Below are 21,483 nucleotides of genomic sequence, written 5' to 3'. Positions count from 1 at the left end.
TATACGCGCAGAAGAGCAAGCTTCAAGTGAGACCAGAGATGACCCAGACCGGCCTGCCGGCGCGCCGTACCGCCCATCATCTGCTGATGCAGATCACGACCGAAGGCCGCCTGATGGCTGAATTGATCGCTGGCGGAGCCTTGGCGCGGCTAGAAAACGATGACCGCGCCCGCGCCCAGCGCCTTGCGACCGAGGCCCTGCGCGGCCTTGACCGTGCGGACCGGATGCTGAAGCCGTATCTGAAGAAAACGCCGCCCGATCATGTGATGAATGCCCTGCGCCTTGGCGTGATCGAATTATGCAACGGCGAGGCCGCCCACGGCGTCGTCAACGCCTATGTCGAAATCGTTGCCCGCAACAAACGCACGCAGTCCATGAAGGGTCTGACCAACGCCGTCCTGCGCAAAATCGCCGAGGAAGGTCCCGAGGGCTGGGCCAAGCGCGCCGTGCCGCTCACACCGAGCTGGCTGCGGCAACCGCTGGTGGCCGCGTGGGGGCGCGACGCAGTGGCCGGCATGGAGGCCGCACATTTTGCAGGTGCACCGCTAGATCTGACGGCCAAAGGTGACGTGGAAGCGGTTGCCGCCGCTGTCGGCGGAACAGTTCTGCCAACTGGCTCTGTCCGTGTACCAAACGCGGGACAGGTCTCATCCCTAGCAGGATTTGCCAGCGGAGACTGGTGGGTACAGGATGCGGCAGCGGCCATGCCCGTGAAGCTGCTGGGCGATGTCAAAGGGTTGAGAGTGCTCGACCTTTGCGCCGCGCCGGGTGGCAAGACCATGCAACTGGCCGCTTTGGGCGCAGATGTCACCGCCTTGGATATCTCGGACAAGCGGATGGCGCGGGTCAGCGAAAACCTTGCACGCGTGGGCTTGTCGGCCAACTGCGTGGTCAGCGATGCCTTTGAATTTAACGAGGGCGGATTTGATGCCGTGCTTCTGGATGCCCCCTGCTCGGCAACCGGCACCATCCGGCGGCATCCTGATCTGCCCTATGCGAAGGACGGTTCTGAATTTGGCGCGCTGATTGACCAGCAGGAAACACTCATTGATCACGCCCTGACGCTGGTAAAACCTGGCGGGCGGCTGGTGTTTTGCACCTGTTCGCTGCTGCCTGATGAAGGCGAAGTGCAGGCCGAAGAGGCACTGGCACGGCACGAAGGTCTGACCATTGACGTAGACGCGCTGCGCATCGAAGGGGTTGATCCTGACTGGATCACAGCAGAAGGCGGCCTGCGTCTGCGCCCCGATTTCTGGCCCGATCGCGGCGGGATGGACGGGTTCTATATGGCGGTGATGCGAAAGCCTGCGTGACTTAGCGACAACCATTTCCTATGGTCTGGACAAAATAGTCCCGCAAGAGTGCAAACCGAGGCTGCAGGAATTGGCGCAACTCACAAAATGGCAGCAACGCCGCAGGCGCATGATGCACAGGTTTCATGCGCGCCGCGCCGCGCGTACTGCTGTTGCGACGGCATTTGTAACCCTGCCGGAACCACACACGATCGGCATTGTCGCGCGCGGCCAGCAACTTATTGCGGGTAAATTTCTCTTCTCCGGCCTGTTTGTCGAAGGGAAAGAACACAGCATCTGGGATATCGCCGACGCCTACCCCGAGGTGTCGGATGAGATCCAAGGATGCGGCTGGTTGGATGATCTGGCGGCGGTCGGGGACGAGGCTGCACGCGCCTTGGCGCGGACATGGGTGCTGGGATGGATCGACCGCTACGGTGACGGCCGCAGTGACGGCTGGACACCCGGGGTGACAGGGCGCAGGCTGATGCGGTTGATCAACCACGGCCCGTTTGTGCTGCGGGGGCAGGACAAGACAACGTCCTACCGTTTCTTCCAAAGCCTTGCGCGTCAGGCACTTTTCCTGTCACGCCGCTGGAATGCCACCGAACCGGGTGTGCGCCGCTTCGAGGCACTGGCAGGCATCATCTATGCCAGCCTCTCTCTCAAGAGTATCAACCACTATACCGCGCCCGCGTTGCAGGCCTTGGCCAAGGATTGCGACAGCGAGATCAGCGCAGACGGCGCGATTGCAACCCGCAAACCCCAGGACCTGCTTGATATCCTGAGCCTGCTGAACTGGACAGCCCAGTCATTGAAAGACGTGGATCACGCCTGCCCACCAGAGCTGAGCAACGCCATTGCACGCATCACGCCCACCTTGCGGGCCCTGCGTCATGCTGATGGCGGCTTGGCGCGATTTCACGGCGGTGGAAATGGCGTGGACGGACGGCTGGACGCCGCCTTGGTCGCGTCAGGTATCAAGACACCACCCACAGGTGAACGGCATATGGGGTACGCGCGCCTTGCGGCGGGCCGGACCACCCTGATCGCTGACGCCGCCGCGCCACCGCAAGGCGCTGCTTCGGCTGACGGGCATGCCAGTACCCTGGCGTTCGAACTGACATCTGGGCGCAGGCCGATGATCGTCAACTGCGGGTCCGGTGCCCGTTTCGGAGAGGAATGGCGCAGGGCTAGCCGCGCCACACCCAGCCATTCCACAATGATGATCGAGGGCGTGTCGTCATCGCATCTTGGGCTCAGAGGGCGCGGGATTGCCGGTGCGGAGCTATTGACCGAACTGCCGACGCGGGTGGACTGCATCCTTTCGGAAACAGGACAAACCCGCAAACTGGAGCTATCGCACAACGGCTATCAACCGTCACACGGGCTTACCCATGCGCGGACCCTGCAACTTTCGATGGATGGCCGTACGCTTGAAGGCGAAGACATGCTGACGACGCTTGGCCCCGAAGATGAAGCGGCCTTTGATGCCGCACGGGCGCGCAGCATCCTGCCCTATGTGCTGCGGTTTCATCTTCATCCGGATGTTGAAGCGGCGATAGATATTGCAGGGACCGCTGTGTCTCTGACGCTGAAATCCGGCGAGGTTTGGGTTTTGCGCCATGACGGAGCGGCGAAACTTGGCCTGACGGCATCGGTTTATCTGCAAAATCACGAATTAAAGCCCATTGCCACACAACAGGTGGTTTTATCTGGCTACGCAATGGCCTATGCGACGCGTGTCCGTTGGTCCTTGGCCAAAACGCAAGATACGCCCGCTGCTGTGCGCGATTTTGTGCAGGCCGATCCACTGGACGCCGTTGATTAGCCTTCAAAGGACCCACATGACCGATCTTGTCCCACTGCGCCGCGCCCTTCTTTCTGTCTCTGACAAAACCGGGTTGATTGATCTTGGCCAGGCGCTTGCTGCGCGTGGTGTTGAACTCTTGTCTACCGGCGGGTCCGCCAAGGCGCTGCGGGATGCGGGACTTGAGGTGCGCGATGTCGCGGATGTCACCGGTTTTCCAGAAATGATGGACGGACGGGTCAAGACCCTGCACCCTGTGGTCCACGGCGGTCTTCTCGCACGCCGCGATCTTGAGGCGCACCGCGATGCGATGGTGGAACATAACATCGGGCCGATCGACCTGCTGGTGGTGAATCTCTATCCCTTTGAAGAAACCGTCGCCAAAGGTGCCGATTTCGACACCTGCATCGAGAACATCGACATCGGTGGCCCCGCGATGATCCGCTCGGCGGCCAAGAACCACGCGTTCGTGACGGTCGTGACGGATGTGGAAGATTACGCTGCGCTTTTGGCGGAGCTTGACGCCAACGAAGGCCAGACCACGCTGGCCCTGCGCCAGCGTCTGGCACAAACTGCTTACGCCCGCACTGCCGCCTATGACACTGCCGTCAGCACTTGGATGGCAGGTGCGATTGGCGAGGATACACCACGTCGCCGGTCATTTAGCGGCACATTCAAACAAACCATGCGCTACGGCGAAAACAGCCACCAGTCGGCGGCGTTTTACACCGATGGCACCGACCGCCCCGGCGTCGCCACAGCCGTGCAGCATCAGGGCAAAGAGCTGTCGTATAACAACATCAACGACACCGACGCCGCCTTTGAACTTGTCGCGGAATTTGATCCAGCCGAGGGCCCTGCCGTCGCGATCATCAAACACGCTAACCCCTGCGGTGTGGCACGGGGTGCGACGTTGCTTGAGGCCTACCAGCACGCCTTTGACTGCGACCGCACCAGCGCGTTCGGCGGCATTGTCGCGCTTAACCAGCCACTGGATGAAGACACCGCGAAAGCCATTGTCGAGATCTTCACCGAGGTCGTGATTGCGCCCGGTGCCTCTGATGCGGCGAAGGCTGTGTTTGCGGCCAAAAAGAACCTGCGTCTGCTGACCACAGATGGTCTGCCCGATGTGAAAGCGCCGATCACCACCTATCGTCAGGTTGCTGGCGGCATGTTGGTGCAGGACAAGGACACCGGATACGTCGGCATGGATGATCTGAAGGTCGTGACCAAGGTTGCGCCGACCGAGGAACAAATGGCCGATCTGCTATTTGCGTGGAAAGTCGCCAAGCACGTGAAATCCAACGCCATCGTTTATGTGAAAGACAAAGCCACCGTGGGTGTCGGCGCAGGCCAGATGTCACGTCTGGACAGCGCGCTGATCGCCGCCAAAAAGGCCGACCGGATGGCCGAGGCGATGGGTCTGGACACGCCGCTGACCAAAGGCTCTGCCGTGGCGTCCGATGCGTTCTTCCCCTTTGCTGACGGCCTGATGGAGGCTGCTGCCGCTGGCGCGACCTGTGTCATCCAGCCCGGTGGCTCCATGCGTGACGACGAAGTGATCGCAGCCGCCGATGAGGCCGGCATCGCGATGGTCTTTACCGGCATGCGCCACTTCCGCCACTAGAGGACCGCCATGCGCCTGATGTTTTTCACTGCCCTGTGGATTTTCCTGCTGGATCAGGTGATCAAATTCTACGTGTTGTTCAATGTCTTCGGGCTGCGGTGGGAACAGGTCACAGTGCCCTCGGATCAACTGCCCTATCCGCAGGCGGTGGATGTCTTCCCACCGTTCCTTGTGCTGCGGATGGCATGGAACCGTGGCGTGAATTTCGGGCTTTTTGCCGAACATGACATGCGCTGGGTGCTGATCGGCGTGGCCTTCGCGATTACGGCAGGCGTGATCTGGTGGCTGAACAAGATCGGCGGGACCAAATGGGTCTATATCTCGGGCGGCTTGCTGATTGGCGGCGCGATGGGCAATGTGATTGACCGCTTCTTTTACGGGGCTGTGGCGGATTTTCTGAACATGTCGTGCTGCGGGATCAACAATCCCTATGCGTTCAACGTGGCTGACATCTGCATCTTCCTTGGTGCTATCGGGCTGGCCTTTCTTGCGGATGACAAAAAGAAATCGGCGTGACCTTGCGCTTGGCTTGGGCTAAACAAATCTGACCAACACCGAGGGACTATTCATGCGTGCGCTTTCTTTCTCTGTTCTGGCCCTGATTTTGGTCACAGCCTGTGGCAACACGGATCGTCCCCTGCGCGATTTGCGCTCTGCCAGCGGCGGGCCCGACGAATTCGCCGTGATCCCGTTTGATCCGCTGGAAATTCCAGAAACGCGCGCTTTGCCGAACCCGACACCTGGTGGGGCCAACCGCGCTGATCCTACACCAAATGCCGATGCGATCCGCGCATTGGGCGGATCACCTGCTGCAGTGGTTGCCGGTGGTGTCCCCGCCGGTGATGCAGCCCTTGTGACGCAGACAAACAGATACGGTGTAGACCCCGCGATCCGCGCACAGCTTGCGGCCGACGATGACGCGACTTTGCGCCGTGCACGCCGGACAAACCTTTTCAATCCCCTAGGGCGCGACCGGTACTTCCCCGCATATGCGCGACAGGCCCTCGACGCACCTGCCGAACTGGCACGTCTGGACGCGCTTGGCGTTGCGGTCCCGCAGGTGCCTGCCGAAGCAGTTGAGGCAAGAGAGCGTGCTTCCGCTGGGTTGCTTGGGCAATTCGGCATTCGCGAAGACTGTGTTTTCACAACCATCGGGTCACCGGACGGACGGATCCGTCGTGTCTGCGAATCTGACGAAGCCGAGTAGGCTAACCTCACATCTGCGTATGGTGACTTGAACCATGGGCAAAGCGGCGTAGGTTTCCTTGTGATCAATTTCTGAAGGGGTGCCTATGAAACGTCTATTCGCTGTTCTGGTGATGGCGCTATCCGCCACGGCTGCGCAAGCCGAAGAAGTCACGACATATACGCTCGAAAACGGCATGGAAGTGGTTGTGATCGAAGACCACCGCGCGCCTGTTGTCGTGCACATGCTCTGGTACAAAGTCGGGTCCGCGGATGAACCTGTTGGTGCCTCCGGTGTGGCGCACTTCCTTGAGCATTTGCTGTTCAAAGCAACTGATGTGCTTGAATCGGGTGAGTTTTCGGCAACGGTGGCGGCCAATGGTGGGCGCGACAACGCCTTCACCAGCTATGACTACACCGCCTATTTCCAACGTGTGGCCGCCGACCGTCTTGAGCTGATGATGCAGATGGAAAGCAACCGGATGAACAACCTGCGGATCACCGCCGAGGATGTCGAAACCGAGCGTCAGGTCGTTCTTGAAGAGCGCAACCAGCGCACCGAGAACAACCCCAACGCACTCGCACGCGAGCAGTTCCGCGCAGCCCTGTTCCAGAACCACCGCTACGGTGTGCCGATCATTGGCTGGAAACACGAGATGGAAGAGCTTGATCTGCAAGACGCGCTTGGGTTTTACGATCTCTACTATTCACCCAACAACGCAATTCTTGTAGTCGCCGGTGACGTTGAACCCGAAGAGGTTCTTGCACTGGCAAGACAGTATTACGGCGTGATCCCTGCCGAAGACCAACTGCCTGTCCGTGAACGCCCGCAAGAACCGCCGCAGCGTGCCGAACGCCGGATCACCTACGTCGATGCGCGTGTCAGCCAGCCCTATCTGGTGCGCATGTATCTGGCCCCCGAACGCGACCCCGGTGCACAGCGCGAAGCTGCTGCCTTGGTCTATCTGGCCGAGCTTTTGGGCGGTTCGCCCTTTACCTCGGCTTTGGGACAAGCCCTGCAATTCGACACGCAGACAGCCATCTACACCAACGCCTCTTACAATGGGTCCACTTTGGATGACGGCGTATTTTCATTTTCAGTTGTCCCCGCCGATGGCGTTTCCCTGTCCGAGGCAGAGGCTGCGATGGACGAGGTCGTAAACGCCTTTCTGGAAGCCGAGATCGACCCTGCGCGCATGGAAAGTATCCGCACGCAGCTCCGCGCATCCGAAATATATGCGCTTGATGACGTGCAAGGGCTGGCGCAACGCTATGGCGCGGCCCTGTCGCAGAGCCTGACGGTCGCCGATGTGCAGGAGTGGCCGGAAATCCTGCAGTCCGTCACCGAAGAAGACATCAAAGCGGTCGCCGCCAAAGTGCTGAACCGTGATCAATCCGTGACCGGTTGGGTCGTGGCAAACCAGGAGGAGGCACGCTGATGCTGCGTATTCTGATTGCATTTTGCCTGACCATCATCGCCACAACCGCGCGGGCAGAGCTGGACATCCAGCAGGTCACATCACCCGGCGGGATCAATGCGTGGGTGGTCGAAGAACCCGCAATCCCGTTTGTCGCGTTGGAAATCCGTATTCGGGGTGGCGGCACGCTTGACCTGCCCGGAAAACGCGGCGCGACAAATCTGATGGCCGCACTTCTGGAGGAAGGCTCCGGCGATATGACAGCGCAGGAATTCCAGACCACGCTGGAAGACCTTGCCGCCAGTTTCACGTTCCGCGCCTTTGACGACAGCATGCAAATCTCGGCGCGCTTTCTGACCGAAAACAAAGAAGAAGCTATCGCCTTGTTGCGGCAGGCACTGATCGCGCCGCGCTTTGACCAGGACGCGCTGGACCGTGTGCGCGCACAGGTCATTGCGGGCATTAACAGCGATGCCAAAAGCCCCAATGCGATTGCAAGTTCAACATTCTACGCGAACGCCTTTGGCGACCATCCTTACGGGTCCAGCATTGACGGGACGATCGACTCCGTAACCGCCCTGACGCGTGACGACATGTTCGAAGCACATCGCAATGCGTTGGTACTCGACCGGCTCTTTGTATCCGTTGTGGGCGACACGACCGCCGAAACCGTGGGCGCTATGCTTGATGACCTTTTGGGTGATCTGCCCGCAGAGGGCCCAGCTTTGCCCGATGACGTTGCCTTTGGTCTGGATGGGGGCATCACGGTTGTTGAGTTTGAAACCCCCCAATCTGTCGCCTTCTTCGGACAGGCAGGTCTGAAACGCGACGACGAAGACTTCTTCGCCGCTTTCGTGCTGAACCATATTCTGGGTGCAGGCGGCTTTGAATCCCGCCTGATGACCGAAGTGCGTGAAAAGCGCGGCCTGACCTATGGCATCGGCACGTCCCTTGTGCCCAAATACCATGCGGAAATGATCCTCGGAACTGTCGCCTCCTCGAACGAGACGATTGCCGAAGCAATAGAAGTGACCCGCAGCGAATGGGAACGGATGGCGCGCGAGGGTGTGACGCCGGAAGAACTGGCGGTTGCCAAGACCTATCTGACGGGCGAATACCCTCTGCGATTTGATGGAAATGCCGATATTGCGAGCATTATGGCTGGAATGCAGATGATCGGCCTGACGCCGGATTATGTGGTGGACCGCAACAGTTTTGTTGAGGCAGTCACGCTGGAAGACGTGAACCGTGTTGCCGCCGAATTGCTGCAACCAGAAGGGCTGCACTTTGTTGTGGTTGGTCAGCCCGAGGGGCTTGAATCGACGCAGTAGCCCCTCTGCCACCCTGTTTTCCACTCGCAGAATCGCGGTGGGCCATGCTACAGATTGTGGCATGGCCACCGCAGACCCCCAAATACAGCCGCGCCCCGTGATCCGGCAACTTGATGACGCTGCAATCAACCGGATTGCGGCGGGCGAAGTGCTGGAACGCCCCGCATCGGCCGTCAAAGAACTAGTCGAAAACAGCGTCGATGCAGGCGCCACCCGTATTGAGGTGGTGATCGCCGATGGCGGCAAGACCCTGATCCGCGTCACAGACAACGGCTGCGGTATGACTGGGGCAGACCTTCCCTTGGCGCTTTCACGGCATGCAACATCCAAGATCGACGGCTCTGACCTTCTCAACATCCGCTCTTTCGGTTTTCGTGGCGAAGCGCTGCCATCGTTGGGTGCAACAGGTCGTCTGACAATCACATCGTGCGCGAAAGGTGCAGATGCGGCCATGATTGCTGTCGCGGGCGGCAAGACAGAGGGCGTGAAACCGGCGGCACTTTCCGCAGGGACCGTCATTGAACTACGTGATCTGTTCTACGCCACCCCTGCACGGCTGAAGTTCCTGCGCACCGACAGGGCAGAGGCGCAGGCAGTGACTGATGTCGTCAAGCGGCTGGCAATGGCCGAACCTTTCATCACCTTCATTCTGCGCGATGCCTCAAACGGGGATAACCGCACCGTGTTTCGTGCCGATGCTGAAACTGGCGATCTTTTTGATGCGCTGCACGGACGGTTGCAGGTGGTCTTGGGCAAGGATTTTGCCGAAAACGCCCTGCGGATCGACACCCAGCGCGATGGTTTTCACCTGACAGGTTATGCCGCGCTCCCGACCTATTCGCGCGGGGCAGCGGTGGCGCAGTTCCTTTTCGTCAACGGCCGCCCTGTGCGGGACAAGATGCTGCTGGGCGCGTTGCGCGCGGCCTACATGGACGTGCTGTCGCGCGACAGGCATCCGGTGGCGGCGTTGTTCGTGGACTGCGACCCGACATTGGTGGACGTGAACGTCCACCCAGCAAAGTCCGAGGTCCGTTTCCGTGATCCGGGGACCGTGCGCGGCTTGATCGTATCCGGCCTGCGGCATGCCTTGGCCGACGCAGGGCACCGCGCCTCCACAACCGTGGCAAACGCGACGCTGGGCGCGATGACACCGCAACCTGCCACGCCACGGGTTTACCAGATGGACCGGCCCAGTTTCAGCGCACGGTCAATGACGTTTCAGGCACAAGCACCCGGGTTTGGGGAGCAACCCTCTGCACGGTTTGAACCGGTGTTGGCGGATGAACCCGATCACCTGCCCCTTGGTGCTGCCCGCGCGCAGGTGCATGAAAACTATATCATTGCGCAAACCGAAAAGGGCATTGTCATCGTAGATCAACATGCCGCGCACGAACGGCTGGTCTATGAAAAGCTCAAAACACAGATGGCTGAAAACGGCGTTGCGGCGCAGGCTCTGCTGATCCCCGAAGTGGTCGAGCTTTCAGCGAACGAAGCGGCGCATTTGCTGGAAATCGCCGATGATCTGGCCAAATTCGGCCTGACCATTGAACCCTTTGGCGGCAATGCTGTGGCTGTGCGCGAGACGCCCGCAATTCTGGGCGAGGTAAACGCCGCAGCAATGATCCGCGATATTCTGGATGAACTTGCCGACCAAGGCGACAGCGCGTCGGTCCAAGCACGGATCGAGGCAATCCTCAGCCGCGTCGCCTGTCACGGCTCGATCCGCTCTGGCAGGCGCATGCAGGCGGCGGAAATGAACGCGCTTCTCCGTGAAATGGAGGCGACGCCACTATCAGGGCAATGCAACCACGGCCGACCCACCTATGTTGAACTCAAACTGGCCGATATCGAACGGCTTTTCGGGCGCACATGATCCAGATTGGCGAGAATATCTACGACCTCAGCGATCCCATGGTGCTTGGCGTGATCCTTGGAGGGGCAATTTTGCTCCTCGTACTGATCCTCTTGATCATGACGGTGCGCCGTGCAGGAAAATCCACAGAGGCCGTCCAGTTTGTCGCGTCACAGGTCGGGCGCTTGTCGCAGGATGTCCATTCGTTGGGGCAGGGTCAGCAACAGCTTGCAGGCAACATCAGCATCGTCAGCGAGGCGCAGGCCAATGCGCAGGTGCACGTCGTGCAGACGATGGAGGCGCGTCTGGCCGAAGTGCAGGCACAGATGGCCGAACGGCTGGCTGAAAACGCGATGAGATCGGCGCGCGCCTTGACCGAAATGCAGGAGCGCATGAAGGACACGCTGACCGGATCGTCCGAAAAGACCACCAAAAGCCTGACAGAGTTGCAAGAACGGCTGGCCACAATCGACAAGGCGCAGACCAATATTGAAAAGCTGTCGGGCGACGTGCTGTCCTTGCAGGATATCCTGTCAAACAAGCAGACACGCGGCGCGTTCGGCGAGATCCAGTTGCAGGATATCGTGTCCAAGGCCCTGCCATCGGACAGCTACACTTGGCAGGCGACCCTTTCAAACGGCAGCAGACCCGATTGCCTCATCCACTTGCCCAATCCGCCCGGCCCTATTGTTGTCGACGCGAAATTTCCGCTTGAGGCCTACGAGGCTTTGATGGCGGCAGAGACAAAGCCGGAACGCGAACGCGCGCTGACCACCTTTGGACAGGCGATCAGAACGCACATCAAAAAGATATCCGAGAGCTATCTGATTGAAGGCGAAACCGCCGACGGTGCCTTGATGTTCCTGCCGTCCGAGGCCGTCTATGCCGAACTCCACAGCCGCCTCCCCCATGTGGTGCGCGAAGGTTTCACCGCGCGCGTCTGGATCGTCTCACCAACCACCTGCATGGCGACCCTGAACACGATGCGCGCCATCCTGAAAGACGCGCGAATGCGCGAGCAGACAGGGGCGATCCGCAAGGAACTGGCGTTGCTTGGGGGCGATGTCGACCGTCTGGTGACGCGCGTGGGCAACCTCGACCGGCACTTCGGGCAGGCGGCAAAAGATATCGAAGATATCAAGATATCAGCCGAAAAGGCGGGCAAACGTGCGCACCGTCTGGATCATTTCGACTTTGAAGAGATCGCACCGGACCCTGAGACGAAAGTCGTGCCCATTATGCCACCGAAGGTCTAGCTCATGTCGCAACGTGTTTTCATCACCGCTGGCGCAGGTGGCATCGGCAAAGTGATTGCCGAGACCTATGCCGCACAAGGTGCGCAGGTATTCGTCTGCGATCAGGACCGCACAGCGATTGATAACCTCGCAGAGGAGATCAACGGGACGTGCGTTGACGTGACCGATGAAGCGGCACTGGACGCTTGGCTGCAGGACGGGATTACCAGATTTGGCGGTTGCGATGTCCTGATCAATAATGCGGGTATTGCAGGACAAGCTGACCCCGTTGAGGCACTTGATCTTGCACAGTGGCGGACATGCCTTGCGGTGAACCTCGATGCGCAGATGATCACCTGCCGCGCGATCGCCCCTGTGATGAAACGCCAGAAATCTGGCGTGATTATCAATCTGTCCTCGACCTCCGGCCTGTTCGGTGCGCCGTTTCGTGCGCCTTATGCTGCGGCAAAATGGGCGGTGATCGGCTTTACCAAGACCATCGCAACCGAATTGGGACCATACGGCATCCGCTGCAATGCGATCTGTCCGGGTGCTGTCAGTGGTGATCGTATGGACAGGGTGCTTGCCGCCGAAGCGCAGGCGCGTGGCGTGACACCGCAAGATGTCTATCAGGAATATGCATCCGGCAGTTCCCTGCGCCGGTTCGCAGAACCTGCGGAAATCGCGCAGCTTTGTCTTTACCTTTCCTCTGATGCAGCGAAATTTATATCAGGTCAGGCAATCGCGGTTGATGGCAACACCGAGACTTATCATTCCGTCTAGGGACCGGACCCAATAAAGGAAAAGGCGCCCCAAAACCAATTGGGGCGCCTTCCAATAAATATTGCTGCCGCGATTAGATCCCGATGAAACGCTGCGCGATGCGGGGAACCAACCCGTTGAACCGGAGCGGCGCATCTGTTGCTGCAAGACAGATGCAATCCATACCTTCCTCAGCGACTGGCGTGTGGTGCAAATCTTCGTTGGCCACCTCAACGTCACCCGCGCCAAAACGGTCTTCTTCGTCCGTAAAGGCCCCCTGCAGCACAAGCGTCAGCTCTGTCCCGCGGTGTCCATGATCCGGAACGGCCGTACCTGCCGGAATCCGCAACAAGCGCACGCTGGCATCTTTTGATGTTTTCAGTACCAACTGGCTTACACCGCCACCAACTTTGCGCCACTTCAGACTGTCGATATCGCCTGAGACATAGTCCTGAAGAGGGCCTGGGAACACGCTGTCTTTTGTACGCCGCGGTGCCGGCTGGTCCGCAAACTTGCCACTGTCAATCAAGGCGAGTGTCGCGGCCAGTGCATCCTCGGCCACATCAACAGGCGCCGTATCCATCATGACTTCACCGCCGACAGCTTCATACCCGGCCAGGGCCGCGCGACAATCGTCACACATGCTGATGTGCGTCGCCACGACCAGATTAAACGCCTCCGGCAGCGTTCCGGCGGCATAGCCCATCAAGAGAGGCTCGGTCAGGTGATGTTTTATCTTTGTCATGTCGTTCATCATTTCATTGCGTGGCGCAGCCGATCCAGCGCCAACCTAATCCGCGATTTGATTGTACCCAGTGGCAATCCCGTCTCTGCGGCGATTTGACTATGGGTTAGCTCGCCAAAGTAGGCGCGCTCAATCAGTTTCCTTTGTTCTTCGGGCAAAGTGGCCAAGGCCTGCCCGAGCTGTTCCGTTTCCTGCTGCAAGCCGATGGCATCGGCCTGATCTGGTTCCGCTTCAGGGCCCCATGGCAGATCTTCGGGTTCAGGCCGGCGCTGTTTGCGCAGAATGTCGATCTTGCGATTTCGGGCGATTGTAAAAATCCATGTGGATACACTCGCCTTGGTCGGATCGAACATATGGGCCTTGTTCCAAAGGGTCGCCATGACCTCCTGTGTGCATTCTTCTGCCAGATCCGGGCTGGCCCCCGATTTCATTAAAAACGATTTCACGCGAGGTGCAAAATAGCCGAACAGTTCGGCGAATGCCGCACGGTCCTGGTTATCACGCACCGCATAGACCTGGACGACCCAAGCCATACGTTTCGTCGTTTGTTCGGTATTCACCTTTGATGTCTCCGCTGCGCGCTTTAGATGTGCCTTCGCACCATCATATGTGCTTGGCACAGGCAACGCATCCGCTTTTCTCAAGGTGGTTGTTTCCGTTAACATATGGGTATTACGCGCCCGATCACGGAGTGGATCACAACATTGATGTTTTTTTGTGATGATCCATGTAAGTAGTAGGGACGTAACAACAATAAGAAACGATCAAGCGAAGCTGGAGCCCCCCACACATGCCATTCGAAGCCGGGACGATCGCGCCCAAGAAAATTGCGGTCATTGGTGCCGGTATTTCAGGAATGGGCGCTGCACATGCGCTCGCACAAAACCACCAAGTTGTGTTGTATGAAGCAGAGGGGCGTCTTGGCGGCCATGCACGCACACGGATGGCGGGCAAAAACGGCGATCAGGCTGTGGATACGGGCTTTATCGTTTTCAACTATGCCAATTACCCGCATCTGACAAAGCTGTTCGGCGACCTCGATGTGCCGGTCACAAAAAGCAACATGAGCTTTGGCGCATCGTTCAGCGGAGGCCGCATGGAATATGGCCTTGCCAGCATGAACGCGCTTTTCGCCCAGCGCAGCAATATCGCAAGCCCGCGCTTTTTACGCATGGTCCGCGATATTCTGAAATTCAACGCCAAAGGCCTCGAGGCGAGTCAGGATGAGACGCTGACGATCGGCCAGTTGCTGAAAAAACTGAAACTCAGCGATTATTTCCGCGATCATTATCTGCTGCCATTTTCGGGCGCGATCTGGTCCACCCCGAAAGAAAAGATTCTCGATTTTCCTGCCTATGCAATGATGAAGTTTTTCGACAATCACGCACTGCTGAGCGCAACGGGCCAGCACCAGTGGTACACGGTTGACGGCGGTTCACGTGAGTATGTCACGCGGCTTGGGGCGGATATGCTGAAACGCGGTGTTGAGACACGTCTCGGCGCGCCGATTGATGCAGTACGCCGCACGCAGGCAGGTGCCGAAGTCAAAACACATGGCGCGGAATGGGAAGCCTTTGACGAGGTAGTCTTTGCAACCCATTCCGACGATACGCTGGCGATGCTGTCGGACGCCACAGCCGTTGAGCAATCTGTGCTCGGTGCGGTGCGGTATCAACCCAACAAGGTGGTTCTGCACTCTGATACATCCATCATGCCGAAGCGCCGTCAGGTCTGGTCATCGTGGATCTATTCCGAGGATGCCCAGCGCACCGATACCGAGATCAACTTGACCTATTGGATGAATTCGCTGCAGCCTTGGCTGAAAGCCGAGGAGATGATGGTCACTTTAAACAGCAACCGTCCGATCAAGGAAGAACTGATCTGGGACGAAGTTACACTGCGACACCCCGTATATGATCTTGAGGCGATCGCCGCCCAGCAGGCGGCGGCCGCGATGAATGGCGCAAACCGGACGTGGTTTTGCGGTGCATGGATGAAGAACGGGTTCCATGAAGATGGCCTGTCCAGCGCTTTGGACGTCGTGGGTTCGCTCAACGCGCGTGCGCGGATGAACGTCGCGGCCGAGTGACAGCCACCGTTCAACATATCGCAGCAGAGACCTACCACGGACGGCGGGGGGCGGTAAAAAACGCCTTTCGCTATTCGATCGATTATGTGTTGCTGGACGCAGAGGCCGAGGTGGCAACCCCGACCCTGTTTTCGCGCAATGCAGGCAACCTGATGTCACTGCATGACAGCGATCACGGTGGCGCGCCCAAGGCTGGTGCGGGGCCTGCGTGGGTGCGGAATGTGCTTGCGGCATACGATGTCACGGATGCTGTACGGATTGAGCTGCTCACCCAGCCCCGCGTTCTGGGTCATGTGTTCAACCCTGTTTCCTTCTGGCTTTGCTATGATGCGGATGACGCGCTGACCACAGTGATTGCCGAGGTGACAAATACCTTTGGCGACCGCCATTCCTACTTGTGTCGTCATGAGGATGGCCGTGCGATCACCAAGGATGAAACACTGTCGGCACAAAAACTGATGCATGTGTCCCCGTTCCAGCCAATCGAGGGCGGCTATACGTTTCGCTTTGATATCCAGCCTGATGCGATCGGAATCTGGATCGACTATTCGCGCGGCAACGGCGGGCTGATTGCCACGCTGACGGGGCCGCGCAAACCCATCAGTAACACAGCGATCATTAAGGCGGCGCTCCGGCGGCCCTTCGGGTCTCGTCGCGTGCTGGCGCTCATCCATTGGCAGGCAGTGAAACTCTGGTGGAAAGGTGCGACGTTCCGGTCGCAACCCGAACCACCCGCAGATGAGGTGAGCCGGTGAGGGCGCTGACCGAACGCCTTCCCGCCTATTCGCTTTTCGCTGCCGTGCTTGCTGGTGCGGGCCTGCCGATCTATATCTACGCGCCGAAATATTATGCCGACACTTACGGTGTTAGCCTTGCCGCGCTCGGCACGCTCCTTTTTGCAATGCGTCTTTTCGACATGATCCAGGACCCTGTTCTGGGCTGGATCAGCGAACGGCTGACCCGCGCCAAAAAGCTGGTGATTACGCTGACCGCGGGTGTCATGGCGCTCTCGATGATAGGGCTTTTTGCGGTGGCGCCGCCGATCAATCCACTGTGGTGGTTCGCTATCACGGTGACAGGGCTCTTTACGGCGTTCAGCTTTCTCACCATCAACTTCTACGCCCAAGGTGTCAGCAAAGCCGGCAGCGGCCCACAGGGCCATGTGCGGCTGGCCGCCTGGCGGGAAAGCGGGGCTTTGATCGGTGTCTGCATAGCCGCCGTCGTGCCCACCGTGTTGATCGGCGTAGTGGCCGATCCTTTCGCGGCCTTCGCCTACGGCTTTACCGCGCTTACTGTGGCCGCCGCCATCTTTATGTGGCCCGAGTGGAAAGAAAGGGTCAGTCAGGAACCATCGCAGATCGGTGAAATCATCCGCGACAAAACGGCACGCAAGTTGCTTGTTCTGGCTCTGGTAAATGCCACCCCTCTGGCTGTCTCTTCGACACTTTTTCTCTTTTATGTCGAGAGCAAACTGGGTGCGGTAGGCTGGGAAGGGCCCCTTCTGGTTCTGTTTTTCCTCGCCGCTGCAATTTCGTCACCTGTTTGGTCCGCCCTCGCGCGGCGCTTCTCGCCAAAGCCGGTCTTGCTGGCCGCCATGGTGCTTGCCGTCGCTTCATTTGGTTACACGCTCACTTTATCGCCCGGTGATGTGATCCCTTTCGCGGTTATCTGCGTACTAAGTGGAGCAAGCATCGGCGCAGACCTTACTTTGCTGCCCGCAATGTTTGCGAAACGTATGGCTGCCATCTCGCCCAATGGCGGACAGGGATTTGGCCTTTGGAATTTGGTGAACAAGTTCACGCTTGCCTTCGCCGCGGTGGTTTTGCTGCCGCTACTTGAACGATCCGGTTTTCAGGCCGGGGCAACCGATTTGCCCGCTGAAGCCATCACGATGCTGACGGTGCTCTACGCACTGGTGCCATCGCTATTGAAAATTTTGGCAATCGGTTTGCTGGTTGCCACAAGACTTGAGGACTAAACGATGTCGTTTATGACCTACATCCTGATCGGCGCTGCGTTGATGGCTATCGCCGTATTTCTGCGAGAGCGTTACGTGTCGTTCTGGGCGCAGAAATCCGATGATTACGCAGATGGCCCGATTTTTGATATTCGCGAACGGTTCAACGGGCCGATTGTCTGCGAAGGTGTGATCTATGGGCCGACCGGTCGTGTGTCTTCCCGTTTTGTGGCGGACTTCGAGGCCTCTTGGAACGGCAATGTCGGGACCATGAAAGAGGTTTTTCATTACGACAGCGGGCAGGTGCAAGAGCGCGAATGGACACTCACCCTTGGCAATGACGGGTCAATCAAGGCTGATGCGCCTGATCTGGTTGGGTCCGGTCATGGCGCGCAGAAAGGCTCAGCGGTTTCCCTGAACTACCGTATCAAGCTGACCGAAGAGGCAGGCGGCCATGCGCTTGATGTGACAGACTGGATGTATCTGATGTCCAACGGGTCAATCATGAACCGCAGCCAGTTCCGCAAGTTCGGGATCAAAGTGGCCGAGCTCGTCGCGACGATGCGCCCCAAAGACAAAGCCTACGCAGGAGAATAACCGTGAAAAACTGGCAAGGAAAACGATACTGGCTTGTAGGCGCAAGCGAGGGGCTGGGGCGTGAAGTCGCGTTCAGCCTTAGCCGCGCAGGGGCCGAGGTGATCGTGTCTGCCAGATCAGAGGACCGGTTGAAAGAACTGGTCGCGGAGCTTCCCGGAAAAGCCTCTTACATCGCTGTAGATGTCGCCGACCGCGCGGCGGTTGAGGCCGCTGCGAAAGAAGCGGGCGAGATTGATGGTGTTGTCTATCTCGCAGGCGTCTACTGGCCGATGAAGGCGCAGGAATGGGACAACGAGAAAGCGGACATGATGGGCGAGGTCAATTTCCTTGGCGCCTCCCGTGTCGTGGGGGCCGTCATCAAGGATATGGTCGCGAAAGGGGCGGGGCACATCGTACTTGTTGGTTCGCTGTCCGGTTTCCGTGGTCTGCCCGGTGCGATTGGTTACTCGGCGTCTAAGGCCGGGCTGATGTCTTTGGCGGAATCAATGCAGGCCGATCTGCGCACATCGCCAATTGAGGTGCAGCTGATCAACCCCGGTTTCATCAAGACACGCCTGACAGACAAGAACGATTTCACCATGCCGTTCATTATGTCGGCAGAAGATGCCGCCAAGGAGGTGTTCGAGCATATGAACACCGAAAACTTCAAGAAAAGCTTTCCCATGCTGTTTTCATGGGTCTTCCGTCTGTCGCAGTTCATGCCGGACTGGATGTATTACCGGCTCTTTGGCGCGAAATAGCGCCTGCTATCGCGGCATCGGATTTGTGGCGGTCTTGTAGGGTTTCCAGTTCCTGATCTCTGGATAATACCGCTGGCGCCAGTCCTTGACGCGCGGGTTCATGACCTTGCGCCATGCAGGCGGGACCAGCGCGATCATCGTCATCAGCGGATAACCATAGGGCAGTTGCGGCGCCTCATCGTCATCGTAGGTTTGCAGCAACGGAAACCGCCTGTTGGGTTTGTAGTGGTGATCGGAGTGTCGCTGCAGATTGATCAACAGCCAGTTGGAGGCCTGCTGCGATGCATTCCATGAATGCCTTGGCAGCACGTGTTCATATTTGCCATTGCCCAGGTGTTTCCGTGTGAGCCCGTAGTGTTCCACATAGTCGACCAGTTCCAATTGAAAGACCGCCCAGAACGCCTGGGTTGCGAACAGGAAAACGCCCCACCAGCCACCAATGCCCCATGCAAGCAGGACAAAACCGGCCTCAAGCGCCCAATACCGCCAGAATGGGTTTGACCGATGATACCAGGGCAATTCCTTGCGCGCCAACATCGCCTTCTCGGCTTTGAAGGATGACACGAGCGATTGATAGAGAACACGCGGAAAGAAACGGTAGAAGCTTTCGCCATAGCGCGCGGTCACCGGATCGCGTGGCGTGCCGATATAGCGGTGGTGGACCAGCAGATGCTCTGACCGGAAATGCGCATAAAGCACCGATGATAAAAGGATATCGGCCAGCCAACGCTCCAGTTTGGGTTTCTGGTGCATCAATTCATGCGCATAGGTGATCCCGATTGTGCCGGACAGAATGCCAAGTGCTGCAAAAAGCAACCATTGCTCGACCGGTCTAAGGTGGTTGGATTGCACCACATAGACCATGATCCCGAAGATTGTGATCAGCTGGAACGGCGTCCAGAGAAGTGTGATCAGCCGATACCAGAACAGCTGTCCTTCCGGCGTTTCAACGTCGGGGTTTTGCGTGTTTTTCCCGACGACGTAATCGAGAAAGGTGAATAGATACCACGTCGACAGGGGCAAAAGCGCGATCACCCACCCGCCATAAACCGCCGCCAGAACAGCGAGCGGCACCAAGCCAAGCGACAGCCAGAAAGGGAGCGCGCTGGAAAGGTTACCGATCTTTGATGTTTCAGGAATGCTTGTCATATCATGTCCGAAAGCGTTGCAGTCACAACAATAGGTTCAGCGGCCTTACTTCTCAATCGTCGCGTAGCGTCATATGGGCAAGATCAAACACCTTGCGCATCACCGTCGGTAACGCAGTCGGGTTAAATTTCCCTTGTGACAGGAATTCCCCGCGCGCAGGTTTTGTGCCCAAGGCCACCTTTGCCGTCATGATCTTCAACCGCAAATGAAAATGCGTGAAGGTATGCCGCGCCTCTTCGCCCAATGCTGTCCATTCTGCCTCAAACGGCGGTTCTGGTGCGGGATCATCGCTCCAATCCGACCCCGGCCAGCCCAGCATGCCACCCAACAGGCCCTTTTCCGGACGGGTCTCCAAAAGCCATGCGCCGTCTTCGCGGCGCGCAACATAGACGATGCCAAACCGGGTTGGCGTCTTTTTCTTAGGTGTTTTCTTGGGCAGGTCCGCTGCGGTACCGGCAATGCGCGCAGCGCAGTCATCACGCCACGGGCAGATCCCGCATGCCGGACTGCGCGGCGTGCAAATCGTAGCGCCAAGATCCATCACAGCCTGTGCATAATCACCGGGGCGTGTTTGGGGCGTCAGTTCTGCGGCACGCGCAGTCAGTTCCGCCTTGGAACCCGGCAGGGGCGCGTGAATATCGTACAGGCGCGCCATGACACGCTCGACATTGCCATCGACGACGGTCTCGGGCCGGTCAAAGGCAATCGCGGCAACAGCCGCCGCTGTGTAGGGGCCGATGCCGGGCAGTTTTAGCAGCGCGTCGTAGGTATCGGGGAATACGCCGTCATAATCGGCAACCACTGCTCGGGCACATTTCAGCAAATTGCGGGCGCGGGCATAATACCCCAAACCCGCCCAAGCGGCCATGACATCGGCGTCATCAGCAGCGGCCAGATCGCCCACTCCGGGCCAGATTGTCATGAATTTGCGGTGATAATCACGCACCGCGGCCACGGTTGTCTGTTGCAACATGACCTCGGACATCCAGACAGCATAAGGATCAGGCAGGACACCCGCCTTACGATCAGCAGGCGGCACACGCCACGGCATTTCGCGTGCATGGATGTCATACCATGCCAAAAGCTCTGCACTAAGGTCACGCAATGTTTATTACCCGTTTCAAACCGCCCCGCAGACTTGGCGCGTCTTTCATCTTAGAGTAGGGCTTAGACATGAAAGAACCACGTCCTACCAGCACCACGCGCGGATTTTCCCGCGCGGCGACGTTGATGCAAGGCAAAGTGCGCAAAGCCAGCGAGGATCGCGGCTTTGCTGTGACCCGCCTTTTGACGCATTGGTCCGAGGTGGTGGGACAAGCGACAGCCGCAATCGCCACGCCTGTGAACGTCAGCTACGGCAAGGGTGGCATGGGTGCGACGCTGACTTTGCTGACAACAGGGGCGCAGGCCCCCATGCTGGAAATGCAAAAAGAGCAGATTCGCGAAAAGGTCAATGCCTGCTACGGCTACCGCGCTATTTCGCGGGTCCGGATCACGCAGACAGCGCCAACGGGCTTTGCCGAAGGGCGCGTGGCCTTTGGGCACGCACCAAAAGTCAGGAAAACACCGGACCCGGCCGTGGAATCAGCCGCGAAGGCCCTATCTGAAAAAGTGGAAAACGAAAAATTGCGTGCGGCGCTGACCGCGCTGGGCGCAAACGTCTTAACGAAACAAAACTCGCATCAGAGGTAGAT

The 21,483-nt window shown here is 58.5% G+C and carries 20 protein-coding genes; 16 read left to right on the top strand and 4 right to left on the bottom strand.

The features are described 5' to 3' along the window. Positions 1 to 38: 38 nt before the first annotated feature. The 10 genes from C7964_RS01360 (at position 39) to C7964_RS01315 (ending at position 12,533) form a co-directional block, all read left to right on the top strand. Positions 39 to 1,313, top strand: coding sequence for an RsmB/NOP family class I SAM-dependent RNA methyltransferase (locus C7964_RS01360; RefSeq protein WP_110277912.1), 1,275 nt, complete (start codon positions 39 to 41; stop codon positions 1,311 to 1,313). 70 nt (positions 1,314 to 1,383) lie between these two features. Further along, entirely contained in the window at positions 1,384 to 3,123 is a 1,740-nt protein-coding gene (locus tag C7964_RS01355) for a heparinase II/III family protein (protein ID WP_110277911.1), read from the top strand. A gap of 16 nt (positions 3,124 to 3,139) precedes the next feature. Next, the gene (gene purH, locus C7964_RS01350; protein ID WP_110277910.1) at positions 3,140 to 4,729 is read left to right on the top strand and encodes a bifunctional phosphoribosylaminoimidazolecarboxamide formyltransferase/IMP cyclohydrolase; all 1,590 of its coding nucleotides are present in this window, start codon (positions 3,140 to 3,142) and stop codon (positions 4,727 to 4,729) included. A gap of 9 nt (positions 4,730 to 4,738) precedes the next feature. Next, positions 4,739 to 5,245 (top strand): signal peptidase II, encoded by a 507-nt coding sequence (locus C7964_RS01345; protein WP_181417085.1) that lies wholly within the window; start codon positions 4,739 to 4,741, stop codon positions 5,243 to 5,245. A 52-nt stretch (positions 5,246 to 5,297) separates the two neighbouring features. Further along, entirely contained in the window at positions 5,298 to 5,936 is a 639-nt protein-coding gene (locus C7964_RS01340; protein ID WP_110277909.1) for a DUF3035 domain-containing protein, read from the top strand. An 85-nt stretch (positions 5,937 to 6,021) separates the two neighbouring features. Next, the gene (locus C7964_RS01335) at positions 6,022 to 7,353 is read left to right on the top strand and encodes a M16 family metallopeptidase (RefSeq protein ID WP_110277908.1); all 1,332 of its coding nucleotides are present in this window, start codon (positions 6,022 to 6,024) and stop codon (positions 7,351 to 7,353) included. Then, positions 7,353 to 8,663 carry a M16 family metallopeptidase gene (locus tag C7964_RS01330; RefSeq protein ID WP_110277907.1) on the top strand — a complete coding sequence of 437 codons (1,311 nt, stop codon included), beginning with the start codon at positions 7,353 to 7,355 and terminating at the stop codon, positions 8,661 to 8,663. The genes C7964_RS01335 and C7964_RS01330 overlap by 1 nt, the downstream gene beginning before the upstream one ends. 61 nt (positions 8,664 to 8,724) lie before the next feature. Beyond that, positions 8,725 to 10,536: a DNA mismatch repair endonuclease MutL gene (gene mutL, locus C7964_RS01325; protein ID WP_110277906.1), complete on the top strand. Its 1,812-nt coding sequence runs from the start codon at positions 8,725 to 8,727 to the stop codon at positions 10,534 to 10,536. Next, positions 10,533 to 11,771, top strand: coding sequence for a DNA recombination protein RmuC (locus C7964_RS01320; RefSeq protein WP_110277905.1), 1,239 nt, complete (start codon positions 10,533 to 10,535; stop codon positions 11,769 to 11,771). The genes mutL and C7964_RS01320 overlap by 4 nt, the downstream gene beginning before the upstream one ends. Positions 11,772 to 11,774: 3 nt before the next feature. Further along, positions 11,775 to 12,533, top strand: a complete 759-nt coding sequence (locus C7964_RS01315) for an SDR family oxidoreductase (RefSeq protein ID WP_110277904.1) — start codon at positions 11,775 to 11,777, stop codon at positions 12,531 to 12,533. Between the two features lie 73 nt (positions 12,534 to 12,606). On the opposite strand, the gene C7964_RS01310 is transcribed toward C7964_RS01315, so the two are convergent. Together C7964_RS01310 and C7964_RS01305 are read right to left on the bottom strand one after the other, a co-directional pair. After that, a complete protein-coding gene (locus tag C7964_RS01310; protein ID WP_181417084.1) occupies positions 12,607 to 13,257 on the bottom strand; it encodes a ChrR family anti-sigma-E factor in 651 nt (216 codons plus the stop codon). An 8-nt stretch (positions 13,258 to 13,265) separates the two neighbouring features. After that, positions 13,266 to 13,790 (bottom strand): sigma-70 family RNA polymerase sigma factor, encoded by a 525-nt coding sequence (locus C7964_RS01305; RefSeq protein WP_242654421.1) that lies wholly within the window; start codon positions 13,788 to 13,790, stop codon positions 13,266 to 13,268. 257 nt (positions 13,791 to 14,047) lie between these two features. Between C7964_RS01305 and C7964_RS01300 the strand changes: the two genes are divergently transcribed. Genes C7964_RS01300 through C7964_RS01280 form a run of 5 tightly spaced genes read left to right on the top strand, consistent with a single transcriptional unit; the run spans position 14,048 to position 18,640 of the window. Beyond that, positions 14,048 to 15,346 carry an NAD(P)/FAD-dependent oxidoreductase gene (locus C7964_RS01300; RefSeq protein WP_110277901.1) on the top strand — a complete coding sequence of 433 codons (1,299 nt, stop codon included), beginning with the start codon at positions 14,048 to 14,050 and terminating at the stop codon, positions 15,344 to 15,346. Next, positions 15,343 to 16,101, top strand: a complete 759-nt coding sequence (locus tag C7964_RS01295; RefSeq protein ID WP_110277900.1) for a DUF1365 domain-containing protein — start codon at positions 15,343 to 15,345, stop codon at positions 16,099 to 16,101. The genes C7964_RS01300 and C7964_RS01295 overlap by 4 nt, the downstream gene beginning before the upstream one ends. After that, a complete protein-coding gene (locus C7964_RS01290) occupies positions 16,098 to 17,324 on the top strand; it encodes an MFS transporter (RefSeq protein WP_110277899.1) in 1,227 nt (408 codons plus the stop codon). The genes C7964_RS01295 and C7964_RS01290 overlap by 4 nt, the downstream gene beginning before the upstream one ends. A 3-nt stretch (positions 17,325 to 17,327) precedes the next feature. Continuing rightward, positions 17,328 to 17,900 (top strand): DUF3833 family protein, encoded by a 573-nt coding sequence (locus C7964_RS01285; RefSeq protein WP_110277898.1) that lies wholly within the window; start codon positions 17,328 to 17,330, stop codon positions 17,898 to 17,900. Positions 17,901 to 17,902: 2 nt separating this feature from the next. Then, positions 17,903 to 18,640 (top strand): SDR family NAD(P)-dependent oxidoreductase, encoded by a 738-nt coding sequence (locus tag C7964_RS01280; RefSeq protein ID WP_110277897.1) that lies wholly within the window; start codon positions 17,903 to 17,905, stop codon positions 18,638 to 18,640. 6 nt (positions 18,641 to 18,646) lie between these two features. Here the strand turns inward: C7964_RS01280 and C7964_RS01275 are convergent, their stop codons facing one another. Together C7964_RS01275 and C7964_RS01270 are read right to left on the bottom strand one after the other, a co-directional pair. Next, entirely contained in the window at positions 18,647 to 19,789 is a 1,143-nt protein-coding gene (locus C7964_RS01275) for an alkane 1-monooxygenase (protein WP_110277896.1), read from the bottom strand. 52 nt (positions 19,790 to 19,841) lie between these two features. Further along, complete coding sequence (locus C7964_RS01270) at positions 19,842 to 20,840, bottom strand: A/G-specific adenine glycosylase (protein ID WP_110278510.1); 999 nt, start codon at positions 20,838 to 20,840, stop codon at positions 19,842 to 19,844. A gap of 122 nt (positions 20,841 to 20,962) precedes the next feature. Here C7964_RS01270 and C7964_RS01265 point away from each other — a divergent pair, with 122 nt between their 5' ends. Further along, the gene (locus C7964_RS01265; RefSeq protein ID WP_110277895.1) at positions 20,963 to 21,481 is read left to right on the top strand and encodes a DUF721 domain-containing protein; all 519 of its coding nucleotides are present in this window, start codon (positions 20,963 to 20,965) and stop codon (positions 21,479 to 21,481) included. Positions 21,482 to 21,483 lie beyond the last annotated feature (2 nt).

This window comes from Loktanella sp. PT4BL, from assembly GCF_003201935.1.
Classification (GTDB): domain Bacteria; phylum Pseudomonadota; class Alphaproteobacteria; order Rhodobacterales; family Rhodobacteraceae; genus Yoonia.
This window is presented reverse-complemented; position numbering and strand designations above follow the sequence as displayed.